Source organism: Marinospirillum sp. (assembly GCF_035271045.1).
Taxonomy (GTDB): domain Bacteria; phylum Pseudomonadota; class Gammaproteobacteria; order Pseudomonadales; family Halomonadaceae; genus Marinospirillum.
In genome coordinates, this window is record NZ_DATESC010000024.1 from 69287 (window position 1) to 87326 (window position 18040).

Here is an 18040-nt window from a genome sequence, read left to right on the forward strand (position 1 = left end):
ATATAATGGTTTAAAACGACCCTTAAAGGGTCGTTTTTTATTGTTTAAAAAGCTTGTTGGAAAGTAAAATCAAGCCTTTAGTATAATAAAAAATTATCATTAAATGGTTTTATGATAACAAAGCGTTTGATTTTTTTGACTAAGCTGTTATCCTAATTGGCATCTTAGACAGAGACCCAAGCTTTTATGCCTTCCGAAAATCTGAAGATTAGAAAACCCAATGCCAATGACGGCGTCGCTATTCATCAGTTAATTGAGAATTGTCCACCGCTTGACCTCAATTCAACTTATCTCTATTTGCTGCAATCTACTCACTTTGCTGAAACCTGCGTTGTTGCTGAAGTTAACGGCAAAGTTGCTGCTTTTCTTTCTGGTTATATCAAACCAGACTCACCCAATACTTTTTTCTTATGGCAAGTTGCTGTAGGCGATGTGTTGCGAGGAAAAGGCATGGCTAAACAGCTGATGAATGAAGTTTTAAAGCGCACAGCTTGTAATAACGTTGAATTTTTAGAAACGACGATAACACCTGACAACCAAGCTTCTTGGGCGCTATTTCGTGGTTTTGCTAAAGAACGTAATGCTCAACTCGTTGATACGGTACTTTTTACTAGCCAACAGCTAGGTAACGATCACGAGCCAGAGATTTTGGTCAAAATTGGTCCATTTCAATAAATTATTAATAGGTAAATAAATGACAACTCCCAATGTGAATTCAGAATCTTTAGAGCGTTTAGAATCAGAAGTTCGTACTTATAGCCGTTCTTTTCCAACGGTATTTACTCGCGCTCGTGGCGCAACTTTATACGATGAAAATAATAAAGAATACATCGACTTTTTAGCTGGTGCTGGCACACTTAATTACGGCCATAACAATCCTAAGCTAAAAAAAGCTTTGCTTGATTACATTATGGACGATGGCTTAACTCACGGTTTAGATATGTGGAGTACCGCCAAGCGTGAATTTTTAGAGACGCTAGAAAACGTTATTCTTAAACCGCGTGGTTTGGAATACACCGTTCAATTTTGTGGTCCAACAGGTACTAACGCGATTGAAGCCGCATTAAGAATTGCGCGTAATGTCACTGGCCGTACGAATGTTGTGTCTTTTACTAATGCTTTTCACGGTGTCACTTTAGGTGCGCTGGCAGCAACCGCTAATAGTAAGTTCCGTCATGCGGCAGCAATGCCAACACAGGGCGTATCTTTTATGCCTTATTGTGGTTATATGGATGGTGATTCTTCAAGCTTGGCGTTTCTTGAAAAAACATTAACGGATAATTCCAGCGGCGTTGATTTCCCTGCGGCTATTTTATTAGAAACGGTACAAGGTGAAGGTGGTATTAATGTGGCTTCTATTGAATGGTTAGAAGGCATTGATAAAATTTGTAAAAAGCACGGCATTCTTTTGATTGTTGATGATATTCAAACCGGCTGTGGCCGTACAGGTAAGTACTTTAGCTTTGAACACGCTGACATTTCGCCTGATATCGTTACCACGTCTAAGTCTTTGTCAGGTTATGGCTTGCCTTTTGCTGCGGTATTTATGAAGCCTGAACTTGACCAGTGGAAGCCGGGTGAATACAACGGTACTTTCCGTGGTAATAACTTAGCATTTGTCACTTCAACCGTTGCGATGCGTGAATACTGGGCTAACGATGATCTGGCCAAAGAAGTAACACGTAAAGGTACGATTGTTGAGTATCGCTTTAAGCAGCTTGCGCGTGCTTTTCAAGATGCTGGCATTGCAGCAGAAGAACGTGGCCGTGGCTTAATGCGTGGTTTAGACATTATTGATGGTGACTTGGCCGATGCAGTTGTTACTGACTGCTTTGAGCAAGGCTTAGTCATTGAAACCTGTGGTCCTGCTGGCCAAGTTATTAAGTGTTTATGCCCTTTATTGATTACCGATGATGAGCTAAACGCAGGTTTAGATATTTTAGAAGCAGCGGTTAAGCGTCAAACAGAAAAATTAGCTGCTGATCAAGTTAAAAAAACTGCCTAAGGATTTTAATGTATGTTTGTAAGAAACTTAGAAGAAGCACGTAAAGAAGGCCGTATGGTTACCGCTGAAGGTGGTAACTGGGATTCAACACGCTTAGTTCTGGCTGAAGATAAGATGAACTATTCGTTTCATATCACCCGCATTTATGCCGATACTGAAACGCCGATTCATTATAAGCACCACCTAGAAACGGTTTATTGCATTGAAGGTGAAGGTGAAGTTGAAACCCTTGCCGATGGTAAAATTTGGCCGATTAAGCCCGGTGATGTGTATGTGTTAAATAAGCATGACCAACACCTGCTAAGAGCCAGTAAAACCATGACTTTGGCGTGTGTTTTTTACCCTGCGATTACCGGCAGTGAGCGCCACCGCGAAGATGGCTCTTACGCGCCAGCAGATGAACTAGATAGTTAGCAATGAGTTAGATAGCTAGCAACCGCTTTAGCGGATGCCTGCGCCAAATAAGGGACTTGTCCTAAACACGGTGCAGGCATTCTTGTTTTTAAACTGGCTAAATTTTCATTAAGGCGCAAACCGTTAGGGTCAACAACATTCGCCACCCAGCCCGCTAACTTTAAATCATCAGCAATAATGGCTTGTGCTGTTAACAGTGCATGATTGATACAGCCTAGTTTTACCCCCACCACTAATATAACTGGCAGTTGCAAAGCGATGGCTAAGTCAGATAAGTATTCGCTATTTGAAATAGGTACACGCCAGCCACCAGCGCCTTCTATTAAAGTAAAATCTGCTTGCTGCTGTAAAATCACTTGTGCTTTTTGGTATAAATCACTGATGGTTAACGCAATGCCTACTTCTTGTGCAGCAAGGTGCGGTGCGATTGCTGGTGCAAACGCATAAGGGTTTACTTCTGCGTAAGGGCGTTTAATACTGCTGTGTGCCATTAGCTTTAGGGCATCGCTGTTGCGTAAACCTTGTTCGGTCATTTCACAACCTGATGCAACCGGCTTTATGGCTAAGGTGCTTAATTGTTGCTCTTGTGCGGCATACAATAATGCTGTTGCAACGGTAGTTTTGCCTGCATCGGTATCGGTACCCGTAATAAAAAATGCTTTTTTCATGCTGCACGCTCTTTTTTTAAAACGCCATAAACTACCTGCCAACTTGCTGGTAAGCCTTGTGGCTGACGGTAAGTTTCATAGGTATTCAAAAAATGTTGAAAACCCTTTCTACCGATTAAACCTTGTGTTCTTCCCGCTTGAAGGTGATTTGCGCCTAAATGTTTAAGTTCGTGGATTAAATTGTGAACTTTTTTATAATGATAAACGTGCTGATTACAATGTAACTGCTCTATTGCCAAGTTGCTGCTGTTGATTAGCTTTTGATAGTCGCTAAAAGAACGGAATGCATTCACTCGCGCGGTACTCTTTACACCATCAACGGCTTGCCAGCTTTGTTTTAACTCCATTAATGAACCGTCTGCAACACTGCTAAACAGCAACAGCCCATTAGGTTTTAATACGCGCTGCACTTCATTTAAAACGCTAGAAAAATCACTACACCATTGCACGGCTAGGCTACTAAAAACTAAATCTTGGCTGTTATCCGCTAAAGGTAAGTGTTCAGCATCGGCACACACATAGTTAATAGCGGGGCAATGAAGGCGTGAAAACTGCAACATACCTTCAGCAAGGTCTAGTCCTATACCTTGCGCGTTAGGCCATTTTTCTAATAGTTGCTGACAAAAATACCCAGTGCCACAGCCGATATCTAACCAGTTTTCTATTTTTTTAGAATTAATATTTACTTCAGGCAACAAACTTAATAAGCGTGTACCAACCGCCCGTTGTAAGTCAGCAACGCTGTCATAGGTGTGGGCTGCTTGTGAAAAACGCTCAGCTATTTGTTGTTTCTTTTGTCTTTCTAATCGCTCAAGCATTTTGATGGCTCACTATAAATTCTGCCATACGTTGTGCCAGTAATTGTGGTTCAGCTAATACACAGGCGTGGCTTTGCCCTAACACTTCAACCGCTGCTTGGGCATTTAAAATTTGGTAATCAGCCGCAGCGGTAACCGGCACTAAAGCATCGTCGGCAGCAAAAAGGTGTAATTGAGGACTTGAAAAGTGGGCGATTGCAGCGCGGTTATCTAATTTAGCCAGAAGATTTAAGCCTTCTAACATAACGTTTAAATCAGGCATTAAAGCCATCGTTAATAATTCACGGGATAAAACTTTAGGATCTGTAGCACCTTGGCTGCATAACTGGCTGAAGTGCTTTAAACCTTTAGTCAAATTATTCTGGCAACGCTTATGAAATGCAATAAAATTGCTGCTTGGCATAGCATTTAGCCAAGTATCTTTCACCACAAAACAGGCATTACTGGCAACACTAATTAAACCCGCGCAGGTATTTTGACGCTGTGCAGCAACGGCAGTGGCAAGCATTCCACCCAACGACCAACCAGCTAACCAGCAGTGGTTAGGCAGTTCAATATTTAGTTGTTGAATAACTGCTGCAGTGTCTTGCCCTGTAAAATCTGGCAAGGGTTGTAACTGCACGACAAAATCGGGCAAAACCGAGCTTAATTCATGAGTCAGTGCAGTCGCTAACGCTTGCAAAGGTGCAACGCCTAAACCCCAACCGGCTATAAAAACAAGGGTGTTTGTTTTAGTCATAATTTACTCTTTAAATCACACTTAGATAGCGCTTTAAGTAGTTGCTCTACTTGTGCATGGTTATGTGCAGCGGTTAGGGTGATGCGTAAACGGGCGCTATTTTTAGCAACGGTGGGCGGGCGAATAGCACCGACTAAAATGCCTTGTTCGCGTAATTTAGCAGCAACGCTCATTGTTCTTTCTGAAGTTCCGATAATGATTGGCTGAATAGGGGTGGCGCTATTCATTAAATTTAAACCTAAAATTTGTGCGCCGTTACGAAACTGTTGAATAAGTGCTTGTAGGTGTTCACGCCGCCAATGTTCTTCTTGCAAAATTTTTAAACTCGCTAAAGTTGCACAAGCAACAGCGGGTGGCGAACTGGTGGTATAAATATAAGGTCGTGCAAATTGAATCAAGGTTTCAATCAGCGCTTCACTGCCAGCGATAAATGCCCCTGCCGTACCAAAGGCTTTGCCTAGTGTTCCCACTAATACTGGTACGTCTGCTGCGGTCATGGCGTAATGCTCGACTAGGCCACCACCCGTTTTACCCAGTACCCCAAAACCGTGGGCATCATCAACCATTAGCCAAGCATCTTGGGTTTTAGCCAAAGCCGCTAATTCGGGTAGCTGGGCTAAATCGCCATCCATGCTAAATACGCCATCGGTCACTAATAAGGTTTTGCCCTTTGCTGTGGCTAAACGCTTAGCCAAACTTGCCATATTTTGGTGTGAATAGCGGCTAAACCGTGCGCCCGATAAAAGCCCAGCATCCAGTAAAGAAGCGTGGTTTAAGCGGTCATGCAACAGGGTGTCACCTTTCCCAATTAGCGCAGTAATTACAGCAAGGTTAGCCATGTAACCGCTGCTCATCACTAGAGTGCGTTCACGGCCCGTAAATTTGGCTAAAGCTAACTCCAGTTGTTGATGGGGTTCGCTGTGACCAAGCACTAGGTGTGAAGCACCACCACCTACGCCCCACTTTTTTGCGCCTTGTTGTAATGCAGCAATTATTACAGGGTGATTAGCCAACCCTAAATAATCGTTGGATGAAAAAGCCAAATAGTTTTTACCGGCAACTTTCACATTAGACCCTTGTGGGCTTTGCAGCAGCGGACGTTGCCGGTAAAGGTTTTCTGCATGGCGTTTAGCCAGTCGTTCACTCAGGTTAAATCGCATAGTTAAGGGCTTGCTCATTCAATTTGCTTAGACGATTAGTTAGCGTGTAAACTAGATTTTAATTAAAGGTTAACAGCATTTTAAGCAAGGGGAAAGGCATTGAGTTCTAATAAAAGTTGGATGCAGCGGGACTTAGCGGTTTTATGGCACCCTTGCACGCAGATGAAAGATCACGAAACATTGCCTTTAGTGCCGATCCGTAAAGCACAAGGCATTTGGCTGGAAGACTTTGAAGGTAAGCGTTATTTGGATGCGGTGAGTTCTTGGTGGACCAATATTTTTGGGCACTGTAATCCACGCATTAATGCGCGAATTAAACAGCAGCTAGACCAACTTGAACACGTTATGTTAGCAGGCTTTAGTCACCAACCGGTTATTGAGTTGTCTGAGCGTTTAGTCAGCATCACTCCACAAGGTTTAGACAAGGTATTTTATGCAGACAACGGTTCGTCTGGGATTGAAGTTGCGTTAAAAATGAGTCATCACTATTGGTTAAATACTGGGCAGCCCAATAAAAAACGTTTTGCGACCATTACCAATGGTTATCACGGGGAAACCTTAGCAACTATGGCGGTAAGTGATGTGGCTTTGTACACAGAAACCTATAAGGCCTTGCTGATGGATTGCATTAAAGTACCCAGTCCAGATTGTTATTACCGCCCAGAAGGGGTGAGTTGGGAAGCGCATTCACGTTTAATGTTTGAACAAATGCGCGAAACGCTTGAAGAGAACCACACTGAGCTAGCAGCGGTTATTTTAGAACCGTTGGTGCAGGGCGCAGGTGGTATGCGTATGTATCACCCCATTTACTTAACCTTGCTGCGTGAAGCTTGTAATTATTATGGTGTGCATTTAATTGTTGATGAAATTGCGATGGGCTTTGGGCGTACCGGTACAATGTTTGCGTGTGAGCAGGCAGGAATAACACCCGACTTTATGATTCTTTCCAAAGCCTTAACTGGTGGTTATTTGCCTATGGCAGCAATTTTAACTACAGAGCAGGTATACCAAGCTTTTTATGCTGAATATAATACGCAACAGGCTTTTTTGCATTCGCATACTTATACCGGCAATCCTTTAGCCTGTGCTGCAGCTTTGGCAACGTTAGATATTTTTGCGAAAGATAAAGTGATTGAAGCTAATCAGTTATTAGCTAAAAAAATGGGTGAAGCAACAGCGCATTTAACAGACCACCCTCACGTTGCTGAAGTTAGGCAAACGGGCATGGTATTAGCAATTGAAATGGTAAAAGATAAAACCACCAAAACACCCTTCGCTTGGCAAGAGCGCCGTGGTTTAAAGGTTTATGAACACGCCATGAAAAAAGGCGCATTGCTGCGCCCTTTAGGGAATGTGGTGTATTTTATACCGCCCTACATCATTACACCGGAACAAATTAACTGGCTAGCAGCAGTGGCCACTGAAGGCATTGATGTTGCCACTAAAGGTTAAAATCAGTCTCGAACACTTAAATCTTCATAACCTTGAGCCGTGTATAATAAAATACGATTTCGCCCTGTACGTTTAGCACTGTACATGGCTTGATCGGCTGCATTAATCAGTGCATCGGCATCATCAAAAAAACTATTTTTATTATTGGCATTTTGATTGTTATGCACAGCTAAGCCTATAGAAGCAGAAATATAAATATCTTCTTTGTTATGGCTAAGTAGCGGTATTTCAGCGAGGTGTTCTTGTAAGCGTTTAGCAAAATTAAATGCTTCTTGTTGCCCATAGTCAGGCATTAATACCACAAATTCTTCACCACCATAACGGCCTGCGACACAATCAGGATCAATTTCTTGCTCAAGTGTTGCAGCAAAGGCTTTTAATACTGCATCACCTAACGCATGACCATATTGATCGTTAATGTTTTTAAAGAAATCTAAATCAATAAAAGCAACCGCTAGTTGACCATTAGTATTGGTTATATTAGCAAAATATTTTTTTAGCTGCTTTTCCGTAAATTGACGATTAAAAATGCCGGTGAGTGGGTCTCTTTTTAACTGCTCTTGTAGTTTTTCTGAATTTTTTCGTAATGAATCAATTTCTTGTTGTTGCACCATTAATTTTTGCATCATTCGCAAGTTGCGCTCTACCAACAGTTGCTTAGCTTCCTGTAATAAATTAAATGTATCAATGTTAGCCGGTACAGGTAATTCAAATAGTTTAGCGACCTCAGGTAGTTTTTCTTGGATGTGTAGTAATAAGTGGCTAAATTGTTGCTCATCCATGCCAAGGTATTCTTGGCTGGCTTGGTAGGCAACAGTCATTGCCATTTCACGATTAGCAGCAAGCCAAGGGTCTGCTAGTAAACCTGATAAAGCCAAAACTTTTTGAGCAATGTTATCTGCCAAAATTTCTTTAGGTAAATAATGGCTGCTTATAATTAAGCCTGTGTATTTTTCAGGTAAGCCCCAGTGATTACCTAACCAATAACCCACTTGAATATGACTGGTACCGTATTCTCTTTCTTCAAAAGAAGCGAGTTGACGATGTGACCTTGCACTGTGAAATATAACACCATAAATATTAGGGTCTAACTCGTTAAGCGCCAGCATACCGATATCTTGCAGCACTGCGGCCAAAAAAGTTGTTTCTACATCAAATTTAAGCTTTAACAATTTATGTAATTCACGCACGGCTATGCCGCTGATAACTGCACGTTTCCAAAAGCTATCAAGGCACATACCATTGTTTTTTTGTTTTGAATGGCGAGTTAAACCAAAGCTAAGAGATAAAGATAGCGCCGAATCCATGCCTATTCGATTAATCGCTTGTTGCAAGCTGCTATAGCTGTCTTTGCCATAAAAAGCAGAATTGGCAGCAGCCAAAATTTTAGCACTTAAAGAAGGATCGCTAGTAATAAGTGCTGCAAGTTCACTGGTACCGGCACTAGGAGAGCGAGCAAGGGCTATAATTTTAAGGGCAATTATGGGTAAGGAAGGTAAGCTTTTACAACCTTTAAGCTTTGTTAACAAGGGTGTCGGTATCACTGGTGCAGTAAATTCTGGCATTCACAATATCCTGAACAGCTAAAAGTTTTTAAAGCCAAGGTTATTAAAATAAGATTCTTAAAATAATGCAACTATACATTACCTAGCCAACCTCGCAAAAGTTAGCTAGGTTAAGAAATGTATTATAGACCTTGAAGGGCTTCAATATGCCTGTGAACAGAGCGTCCTAGCGAGTTTAAGTCATAACCACCTTCAAGCACTGAAACAAGGCGACCCTCACATTGACTTTTAGCTTGATCCATTAAAAAGTTAGTAATCCAATGAAAATCATCATCCTCTAAGTTTAACTCACCCATAGGATCTTCTCGGTGTGCATCAAAACCGGCAGAAATTAAAATTAACTGAGGCTTAAATTTTTGTATAGCCGGTAACCAACTTGATTCAATCGCTCGGCGAAATTCTAGGCTGCCAGAATGGGCATCTAAGGGCGTATTAACAATGTTTTCCCATTCTGATTCAGCGTAACGCCAAGGATAAAAAGGGTGTTGAAAGCTTGAGCACACCATCACACGTGGATCATTTTTAAAAATATCAACTGTCCCGTTGCCGTGGTGAACATCAAAATCAAAAATAGCTACGCGGTCAAGTTTGTGCTGTTCTAAAGCGTGCAGCGCACCAACGGCCACATTGTTATAAAAACAAAACCCCATGCTTTCTACCCGTTCAGCATGGTGTCCAGGTGGACGTACAGCACAAAAAATATTGTCTGCTTGATTACGAAAAATTTGATCAACGCCACGAATTACAGCGCCTGCTGCATAGGAAGCGGCCTCTAAAGAGCGAGGGCCCAGTAAAGTTTCATCTTCAATGGTAGTAAAGCCATGCTCTGGCAAGCTAAGTTGCAAAGAGCGGATGTGGGCTTTAGGGTGAACGCGATGCAGTTGCTCTTCAGTCACTTGACGTGCTTTATACTGCATTAACTGATTCATTAACCCACTAAGCTTTAATTGCTCAATAATGGCATTTAAGCGCATGGGGTTTTCAGGGTGCCAAGGCCCCATATCATGAAGGGCACAATCTTCGTGAGTGATAAACGATGTAATCATCTATAAGGTCCGTTTAATTTTTATAAGGTTTGATCTTGTTACAGATTAATGGATACTGGGCAAACGTCGCAGGGTTTGCAAGAATATTAAGCAAATAAAGCTAAATTTAGGCAAGGAGATTCAGGTGAGCACACGTTTTTTAAGGTACTTTTTTGAGCCTAAAAGCCTCGTAATTATTGGGGCTTCAGAAAAAAACTTCAGTCTAGGTGGGCAGGTAGTCGCTAATATGCTAGATGCCAAGTTCTCTGGTGATATTTTTGTTGTTAATCCTAAACCTTATGAAACAGTACACGGTTGCATTTGTTTTCGTGCGGTGAGTGATTTACCTAAAGTGCCTGATTTGGCTGTTGTTTGTTCGCCAGCAGCAACGGTTCCAGATGTTGTTGCCGCGTTAGGTCGTTTTGGCGTTAAAGCTGCTTTAGTGCTGACTTCTGGGCAAGGGCATCGCCAAACTAACTACAAAGCCCGCTTATTAGAAGCGGCACAATCATCAGGCATTCGTGTAATGGGGCCTGAGTGCATGGGTATTTTAGTACCTTCTAGTCAATTAAATGCTAGCTATGCCCCACAAAACATCAAGGCCGGTAAAGTCGCTTACATTGGTCAATCGGGTATGTTGGGTAACGCCATTATTGATTGGGCTAATGGGCGCGGCATCGGTTTTTCACACTTAATTACACTGGGTGATAGTGTTGACGTGCGTTTGGCTGATGTCATTGATTACGTTAACCGCTTTTCAGGTGCTCAGGCTATTTTGTTGCATTTGGAAGATGTTCCCGATTCGCGCCATTTTATGACGGCGGTACGTGAAGCATCACGTAATAAATTAGTCTTAGTGATTAAATCAGGACGAACAATGGAAGCTCAAGGTAATCCTGATGTTTTTACACCTGGTTTACTTAACCGTGACCCTATTTATGATGCTGCTTTTTCGCGTGCCGGTATGGTGCGCGTCGACAATAGCGAAGAATTATTTGATGCATTGGAAACACTGACACGTATGCGTCCAGTGCGAGGAGGGCGTTTAGCCATTATTAGTAATGGTTTAGGCCCAAGTATGTTGGCTGTGGATCGACTGATTCACCAAGGTGGCGAGTTGGCCAAGCTTAGCGATGAAACCGAGGCTAAGTTACAAGATTGGCTGCCCAGTGACCGTTCGCGGGTGAATCCTTTAGACATAGGCGGTGGCGCAACGTCGCAGATGTTTGTAGAAGCCATTCAAATGGTGTCTGAAGACCCAGGCGTTGATGCCGTATTAGTGGTTCATGCACCGACCCGTTTAGCACCTAGTAAAAGCACTGCCTTGGCTTTAATTGCTAATAAAAAGCTATTTAAGCGCAATTTATTAACCAGTTGGATGGGTTTGGAACACGCCTTCCCAGCTCGCCATGAGTTTAATATGGCTGGCATTCCTACCTACTTATCACCAGAAAAAGCCGTCCAAGCTTTTATGCATTTGGTGAATTACCAGCGTAATCAGCAGCTATTACAAGAAACACCCCCTACGTTGCCTTTTGAAACAACCAGCAATACAAGAAAAGAAGTGCGTGAAATGTTGGAAGCTGTTGTGGCTACCGGTCGTAATCACCTTAGTCACGAAGAAACGCATCAACTGTTAAAGGCTTATGGTATTGAAGTAGCGCCTGTACTTTATCCAAAAACCGTAGAGCAAGCCGTTACAATGGCCGCGCAATTTTCAGGCGCTAAAGCTTTAAAAATTAATCACGATCATAACTCCTATCCTTTTGTGTACCGTAAGCATCCTAATCGGCTTTCTACGGGTCTTTTACAAGATTTAGAAACAGCCGATGATGTACGCAAAGGTGCTGAGCGTTTACTGTTGAAAGTACAAGAAAAGTTTCCTGATAGCGGGTTTCACTCCTATGTGCTGCAACCTATGCAACGTGGCAAGCACTCTATGCAGTTAAATGTTGGAGTAACACGCGACCCACTCTTTGGCCCTATCATTGTGTTTGGTATCGGTGGCTATAAAGTTAATATCTTGCTTGATCGTCAAGTGGCACTGCCTCCTTTAAATATTAGCTTGGCACAAAACTTAATTATGCGTAGTCATGCAGGCAAGCTAATTAAAGAACACAGCAATCACCCTGAAAGTGACTTACAAAGAGTTGGGGTTCTGTTAGTTAAATTGTCGCAATTGTGTTCTGATATGCCGTTGATTAAAGGTTTAGAAATTAACCCATTGCTACTTAATAACCGTGAAATGTTTGCGATTGATGTACAGTGCGATTTAAGCACACCGGCTTACCATGCGATTATGCCCTACCCTGAAGATTTACGAAAAATCGTACAATTAAAAGACGGTCGGGAAGTAGAGGTGCGTCCTATTCGTGGTGAAGATGCGATAGCCTTGCTGCGTTTTCATAGCCGCTTATCCGAAGAAAGTATCCGCTTTCGTTACTTTCACAATAAAGCCGATTTAACAAAACGTGACCTTTCACTGCTAACACAGATTAACTACGATCGACAAATGGCGTTCATTGCTGAAGAAATACTAGACGATGGTGGACGGGAGATTTTAGGCGTTTCACGCGTTTGGACAGACCCAGACAACATTCGTACTGAGTTTTCGGTGATTATTCGTGATGATTTACAAGGTTTAGGCTTAGGTTCGTTATTGATGAATGCGATTATTGATTATTCACGCAGCGTGGGAACCTTGGAAATGATTGGTAAAATCATGGTTGAAAACCACCCAATGCGCGGTCTAATGAAGTATTTAGGGTTTAAAGCAACTTACAACATGGAAGAGCAAGTGATTGATGCGGTACTGCCACTTAATGAACCAACCACTGAATGGCAGCAGCACCGCTTAAATAACGCGGTTGATTAAAAACAATAGACGTGGGCTAGGGCGCTAATCTTTCTCTAGTCCACAGTTTGCTGTCTAAGTTTTGTTTAAATTTTAAACGGTCATGTAAGCGACTGGGTTGACCTTGCCAAAACTCAATAGCCGTTGGAATAACTTGATAACCACCCCAATGTGTAGGTCTTGGCAAAGTTTCTACACCTTGGTATTGCTGAGTTAATGCTTTTTCACGTTGCGTTAACACATCACGGCTAGTAATAACTTGGCTTTGTTCAGAAACCCAAGCGCCTAACTGACTTTCACGCGGGCGGCTAATATAATACGCATCCGATGCTGCTTCGCTTAGCTTTTTTACAACCCCTTCAATCCTTACTTGGCGTTCTAATAGTTCCCACCAAAAAAGGAGGCTGCATTGAGGGTTGTGTTCAAGCTCTTGACCTTTATCGCTGGCATAGTTGGTATAAAATACCCACCCCAGTGCTGTTGAAAAACCTTTTAGAAGTACCGTTCTTGCTTTTGGCTGACCTTTTGTATCGACTGTTGCTAAAGTCATGGCATTAGGATCAAGGGTTTCGGTTTTTGCTGCATCAGCCATCCAAGCATCAAATAAGGCAAAGGGACAGTTACCGGCGTTTGCTTCTACCAGATCATTTGCAGCATAAACACGACGCATACCTGCTAAATCACGATTCATCTTGCTATCCTCTTGCGGTAAAGTAAGGTAATCAATCTATTTAAAGCTAATAACTAATTTAGGAGCTATTTATTAATGACACAGCCTAATTCAACTAAGAGTATCAAAGTCTGGGATTGGTCTATACGAGTATTTCACTGGTCTTTGCCCGTATTGATCTTTTTGCTTTGGTTTTCACAGGATCAGGGTGAAATGGATAGGCACTTCTTATTGGGTCAAGTATTACTAGGTATGCTGGTTTATCGCTTCATTTGGGGTTTTATAGGTACGCCTTATGCACGCTTTAAACACTTTCTATATGGGCCTAAGGCATTTATACACTATGCTAAAAACTTTTTTTCTAGCAATAAACCGCGCTACCTAAGCCATAATCCACCCGGTGGTTTTATGGTGTTAGTGCTGTTGGGTGCGGTAAGTTTTCAATTAGTAACTGGGCTTTTTACCACTGATGATATTTTTTTCAGCGGGCCTTTATATGACAGTGTTAGCAGCAGCGTATCTGAATGGATGACCAAATGGCACTACACTTTTTTTAACGGGTTGTTGGTGTTAATTGGCTTACACTTATTCGCAATTGCTTTATATAAATGGCTGGGTGAAGGTTTAGTTAAAGCCATGTTTAGCGGTGAAAAAGAAGCATCTATTAAAGATAAAGACTTATTAGCAGCCAATGTTTTGCAAGAATCCTTTCCTTGGGCGCGTTTTGCTGTTGCTATTGTTATTGCAGCGACTGTCGTTATTAGTGTCTTTTATTGAGCGCCATAACAAAAAAACCACCGCATTGAATTTAAGCGGTGGTTTTAATTTTTAGGTAATGACTAAAAATTATTTAGCAAGAACTACTTAGCACGGTAGTCGTCATGGCAACCTTTACAGCCTTGTAAAACTGCACCAACCGCTGGACGAGCTTTGGCAAGGTCAAAGTCAGGCTTAGACGAAGCAGCAATCAGTTCACCTAAAGCTTTACCAAAAGTGTTACCTTTAGCGCCCATACCTTCCATATCTGCCCAAGCTGATGCCTTTAACTTAGTGCCTTTAACATCTTTAGTTTCAGGGAAATAAGTTTCACCAAGCATAGGAGCTACTGCGGCAATATTCTTGGCACGTTTGTTAATTTCAGCAGCATCAAAAGGAATTTTACCTTGAGACATAGCGCCCATAATGCCTGTTTGTGCAGCAAAAACTTGATAAATTGCTTGGCGATACTTAACCGCATCGTCAGGCTTAAATAGATCAGCTGACTGTACTGCGGTGCTGCTTAAAAGAGCAAAAGTAGCAATTGTAATAACTTTTTTAATCATAGCGAGAACTCCGTTCATTTTATGTGTTTATAAGAGATTGCTTAAAGAAGGGGAGACTTTACAATAAAATTGTACTTTCAGCAAAAAATTACCTTTTGAGTTAGACCTTTTAGAATAAGCATTTTAGTGAGTGATTTTGATTACCAATTAATAAGTATATTTAAAGCATTTTTAATTTTAAAAAAATAACAACACTTTTTAGATAAAAATACACTCTTAGCACTAAAAGCCTTATTTCTAATGCTGTTCAAATGGCGTAGGACTGTTATTATAGTGCCACTTGTGCCTTGTACCTAAAGGGTCATCTTGGGGTTAAGCAAAATAATCGATGTAACCAACACTGAAGGATCGCACTATGGATCTTGCTACAATTCTTGGCTTAGTACTGGGCTTTACGCTCATTATTCTAGCAATCGTCACCAGCTCTGAGTTAGGTATATTCCTTGATATTGGGAGTATCTTAATCGTAATTGGTGGTACCTTTGCTGCTGCTTTAATTAAATTTAGCGTACAAAGTTATTTAACGGGTATCAAAGAAGGCATCGTAACGGCGTTTTTTGATCGTAGTGATAACCCACGTGAAATCATTGCTTTAGCTAACCGCTTATCACGCATTGCGCGTCGTAATGGTCTACTTGGTTTAGAAGATGAGCCCATCGACAATCCCTTTTTCAAAAAAGGTGTGCAAATGTGTGTTGATGGTAGTGCGCCAGAGTTTATTCAAGAAGTACTCCAAAAAGAAATGCTGCTTACTATAGAGCGCAAGTCAGTCGCTGAAAAAGTCTTCCGTGCTTTTGGTGATCTTGCACCAGCATTTGGAATGATAGGTACGCTGGTTGGTCTTATCGCTATGTTGAGCAACCTAGATGACCCAAGCGCACTAGGTCCAGGTATGGCTCTTGCGTTAATAACCACACTTTATGGTTCAGTTTTAGCCCAGCTAATTTTTATTCCTTTAGCTGATAAGCTGGAAATGAAAAGTGATCAGCTAAGAAACAATATGGCTTTAATTGTTGACTCGGTAATGGGTATTTATAACGGCATGAACCCGCAAGTTTTAGATGAGCTTCTTGAAACTTACCTACCTGAGTATCAGCGTGGCGCGATGAATATGACTGAAGAAATAGAGTAAGTATTTATGAGTCTACCGCAAAAAAAGAAAAAAGAAGTCAAAGGAACGCCCATAGCACCTTGGATGGTTACTTTTGCTGATATGATGACGCTTTTGCTGGTTTTCTTTGTCCTTATATTATCTTTTTCTAGTATGGAAAAAGAGCGTTTTAGAGCGGTTGCCACAGCACTACAAAATTCTTTTGGTTTTCAAAATATGAACCCACTGAATTTAATACCTGTGGATAATCCGCCACGCACAGAAAATATCGTCGCTCCAATAAAGCCTGAGCCGCCTAAAACTGAAAATACTGGTATGGAAAATCAGTTAGATACGCTGGGAAATCGTTTACAAACTAACTTTGTGGATGAAATTGAGCGTGGGCTTATCATTGTTGAACAAGATGAAGATCACATTATTATTCGCTTTCCAGACGATGCTGCTTTTGGATCGGGTAGTGATTGGCTAGAACCGCAAATGGTGCCAATTATTCAGCGTGTGGGTGATTTGATTTCTGAATTTGAGATGTATGTTATTGTCGGTGGACATACCGATAATGTACCTATTAATTCAAGTCGTTACCGCTCTAACTGGGAGTTATCCTCTGCGCGGGCTACCTCCGTTGCACATGAGTTAACTTGGATGAGCGATTTAAACGAAGAGTACCTTTATGTAGTGGGTAATGGTGATGCTAGACCACTGGTTTCTAACGCAACTCCAGAAGGTAGAATTAGTAATCGGCGTGTTGAAATTCTATTAATGGAGCGTGATTTGACTGAAGAGCGTGAAGTTTTTCAAGGTATCCAACAAATTCCAACTTACCGTTAAAGTTAGTAATTACTCGTTATTGAAAATAAAACCTGCTGTTCTTAACCGAATAGCAGGGTTTTTTATGGTCTATTTTCATGCCTAAATATCCAGTTTTTGCCAGCCCCGTTGCTGCCAAATTTTAATGAATACTAAAGAATTAATAATCCGGTACGCTAATTGTACACTCCAAATGCCTAATAAACCCCACTGAAAATAAATACCAAACAGCCAAGCTACAGGTAAAAATATTAGCCACTGCATTAAAAGGCTAACTTGCATGGTTAGCCGTTGTGCGCCAGCGCCTTGTAAAGCTTGATTAAAAACAATGGCTGCTGCATCTAGGGTAATCATAACGCCAGTCAGCATTAAAGGCGTTTTACCCAATGCAACTAAATAGGATTGGTGTAAAAATAAACCCAGTATTTTTTCTGGAAAAAACAATAGCGGTAAGCTTAGAACCATCAAAATAATCATGGCTAAATGTACACTATCCCAACCCCAGCGATAGGCTTCTTCTGGGTTATTCTCGCCTAAACTGTTGCCAACTAGCGTCATTGCTGTCATGCCCAGACCTACACTGGGTAAAATTAATAACAAAGATAAATGCACTAATACATGACCAACGGCAACACTTGCTGTGCTTATTTGTCCTAAAAACCAAAATAAAACGGCATAACTGACCGCAAATAAAAACTGTTGCAACGAGTTAGGTGCTACAAGGCGTAGCATTTTCCAAATAAGATTTAAGTTAGGTAATTTAAGTAAAAAGCCACTTGGACAGGCATTGCGCCAAGTTAACCAACTCCAAATAAGTGAACCAATAGTAATAGAAATGCTAGTGCCTAAAGCTGCACCGCTAGCGCCTAAAGGCGCTATACCTAAGCCACCATGAATCAACCAAATACTTAACAGAATATTTAAGGTATGAGTAAAAACAATAATTTGAAAATAAATCCCTGTTTTTTGAATCCCATGCCAGTAGCCACGAAAACAAAGAGTTAAAGCGATAGGCCATAAAGCAATAACTCGCCATTGAAAGTAATCTTTAGCCACTTGCTGTACTTCAAGCGTGGGGTTTATTAAAGCAATCAGTTTGCCAGCATTAAACCAGCCAAAAAAACTAAGCGGTAAGGTAATGAGTAAAGCTAAAAGAATAGCGGCATTTAAAGGGCTAGCACGAATGGTGTATTGCCTTGCACCTTGATGGCGAGCTACTTGAGATTGTACGCCAGAACTAAAACCCGCAATGATTGCTGATAGCATAAAAATAGCATAACCACCCACGCCTACCCCTGCTAATACGGTTTCGCCTAAACTGCCCACTAAAGCTGCATCAACAAGGTTTAATAAACTCTGACTTAGCATTCCACCCATAATGGGTAGCGCTAAAGTCAGAATTTTTTTCCTACGTTGCATTTGATGCATAG

Annotated in this window: 17 protein-coding genes; 8 read left to right on the forward strand and 9 right to left on the reverse strand. The window is 41.5% G+C overall.

Annotated features, from left to right (window positions below):
• Positions 1-186 precede the first annotated feature (186 nt).
• Genes ectA through VJY63_RS09650 form a run of 3 tightly spaced genes read left to right on the forward strand, consistent with a single transcriptional unit; the run spans position 187 to position 2419 of the window.
• Positions 187-675 carry a diaminobutyrate acetyltransferase gene (gene ectA / locus VJY63_RS09640; protein ID WP_324050329.1) on the forward strand — a complete coding sequence of 163 codons (489 nt, stop codon included), beginning with the start codon at positions 187-189 and terminating at the stop codon, positions 673-675.
• Positions 676-709: 34 nt separating this feature from the next.
• Entirely contained in the window at positions 710-2005 is a 1296-nt protein-coding gene (ectB, locus tag VJY63_RS09645) for a diaminobutyrate--2-oxoglutarate transaminase (RefSeq protein ID WP_324050431.1), read from the forward strand.
• Between the two features lie 12 nt (positions 2006-2017).
• A complete protein-coding gene (locus tag VJY63_RS09650) occupies positions 2018-2419 on the forward strand; it encodes an ectoine synthase (RefSeq protein ID WP_324050331.1) in 402 nt (133 codons plus the stop codon).
• On the opposite strand, the gene bioD is transcribed toward VJY63_RS09650, so the two are convergent.
• Genes bioD through bioF form a run of 4 tightly spaced genes read right to left on the reverse strand, consistent with a single transcriptional unit; the run spans position 2416 to position 5822 of the window.
• Entirely contained in the window at positions 2416-3087 is a 672-nt protein-coding gene (gene bioD / locus VJY63_RS09655; RefSeq protein WP_324050332.1) for a dethiobiotin synthase, read from the reverse strand. The two genes, VJY63_RS09650 and bioD, sit on opposite strands and share 4 nt — an antisense overlap.
• The gene (gene bioC, locus VJY63_RS09660; protein WP_324050334.1) at positions 3084-3905 is read right to left on the reverse strand and encodes a malonyl-ACP O-methyltransferase BioC; all 822 of its coding nucleotides are present in this window, start codon (positions 3903-3905) and stop codon (positions 3084-3086) included. The genes bioD and bioC overlap by 4 nt, the downstream gene beginning before the upstream one ends.
• Positions 3898-4644, reverse strand: coding sequence for an alpha/beta fold hydrolase (locus tag VJY63_RS09665; protein ID WP_324050336.1), 747 nt, complete (start codon positions 4642-4644; stop codon positions 3898-3900). Before VJY63_RS09665 ends, bioC begins: the two co-directional genes overlap by 8 nt.
• Positions 4641-5822 (reverse strand): 8-amino-7-oxononanoate synthase, encoded by a 1182-nt coding sequence (bioF, locus tag VJY63_RS09670; RefSeq protein ID WP_414674847.1) that lies wholly within the window; start codon positions 5820-5822, stop codon positions 4641-4643. The genes VJY63_RS09665 and bioF overlap by 4 nt, the downstream gene beginning before the upstream one ends.
• Positions 5823-5903: 81 nt before the next feature.
• Here bioF and VJY63_RS09675 point away from each other — a divergent pair, with 81 nt between their 5' ends.
• Positions 5904-7256, forward strand: a complete 1353-nt coding sequence (locus VJY63_RS09675; RefSeq protein ID WP_324050338.1) for an adenosylmethionine--8-amino-7-oxononanoate transaminase — start codon at positions 5904-5906, stop codon at positions 7254-7256.
• Between the two features lie 2 nt (positions 7257-7258).
• Here the strand turns inward: VJY63_RS09675 and VJY63_RS09680 are convergent, their stop codons facing one another.
• Positions 7259-8821 carry a diguanylate cyclase gene (locus VJY63_RS09680; RefSeq protein ID WP_324050340.1) on the reverse strand — a complete coding sequence of 521 codons (1563 nt, stop codon included), beginning with the start codon at positions 8819-8821 and terminating at the stop codon, positions 7259-7261.
• Between the two features lie 122 nt (positions 8822-8943).
• A complete protein-coding gene (locus tag VJY63_RS09685; RefSeq protein WP_324050342.1) occupies positions 8944-9867 on the reverse strand; it encodes a histone deacetylase family protein in 924 nt (307 codons plus the stop codon).
• A 124-nt stretch (positions 9868-9991) separates the two neighbouring features.
• Here VJY63_RS09685 and VJY63_RS09690 point away from each other — a divergent pair, with 124 nt between their 5' ends.
• Positions 9992-12721, forward strand: a complete 2730-nt coding sequence (locus tag VJY63_RS09690; protein WP_324050344.1) for a bifunctional acetate--CoA ligase family protein/GNAT family N-acetyltransferase — start codon at positions 9992-9994, stop codon at positions 12719-12721.
• Between the two features lie 16 nt (positions 12722-12737).
• On the opposite strand, the gene pdxH is transcribed toward VJY63_RS09690, so the two are convergent.
• Positions 12738-13391, reverse strand: a complete 654-nt coding sequence (gene pdxH, locus VJY63_RS09695) for a pyridoxamine 5'-phosphate oxidase (protein ID WP_324050346.1) — start codon at positions 13389-13391, stop codon at positions 12738-12740.
• A gap of 75 nt (positions 13392-13466) precedes the next feature.
• Here pdxH and VJY63_RS09700 point away from each other — a divergent pair, with 75 nt between their 5' ends.
• Positions 13467-14147 carry a cytochrome b/b6 domain-containing protein gene (locus VJY63_RS09700; RefSeq protein ID WP_324050348.1) on the forward strand — a complete coding sequence of 227 codons (681 nt, stop codon included), beginning with the start codon at positions 13467-13469 and terminating at the stop codon, positions 14145-14147.
• An 83-nt stretch (positions 14148-14230) separates the two neighbouring features.
• Here the strand turns inward: VJY63_RS09700 and VJY63_RS09705 are convergent, their stop codons facing one another.
• The gene (locus tag VJY63_RS09705; RefSeq protein ID WP_324050350.1) at positions 14231-14692 is read right to left on the reverse strand and encodes a cytochrome c; all 462 of its coding nucleotides are present in this window, start codon (positions 14690-14692) and stop codon (positions 14231-14233) included.
• A 355-nt stretch (positions 14693-15047) separates the two neighbouring features.
• On the opposite strand from VJY63_RS09705, the gene VJY63_RS09710 reads away from it, so the two are divergent.
• Both VJY63_RS09710 and VJY63_RS09715 read left to right on the forward strand, forming a co-directional pair.
• Complete coding sequence (locus tag VJY63_RS09710; RefSeq protein ID WP_324050352.1) at positions 15048-15824, forward strand: MotA/TolQ/ExbB proton channel family protein; 777 nt, start codon at positions 15048-15050, stop codon at positions 15822-15824.
• Positions 15825-15830: 6 nt separating this feature from the next.
• A complete protein-coding gene (locus VJY63_RS09715; RefSeq protein WP_324050353.1) occupies positions 15831-16631 on the forward strand; it encodes a flagellar motor protein MotB in 801 nt (266 codons plus the stop codon).
• A gap of 81 nt (positions 16632-16712) precedes the next feature.
• Here the strand turns inward: VJY63_RS09715 and VJY63_RS09720 are convergent, their stop codons facing one another.
• The gene (locus VJY63_RS09720) at positions 16713-18038 is read right to left on the reverse strand and encodes an MATE family efflux transporter (RefSeq protein ID WP_324050355.1); all 1326 of its coding nucleotides are present in this window, start codon (positions 18036-18038) and stop codon (positions 16713-16715) included.
• Positions 18039-18040 lie beyond the last annotated feature (2 nt).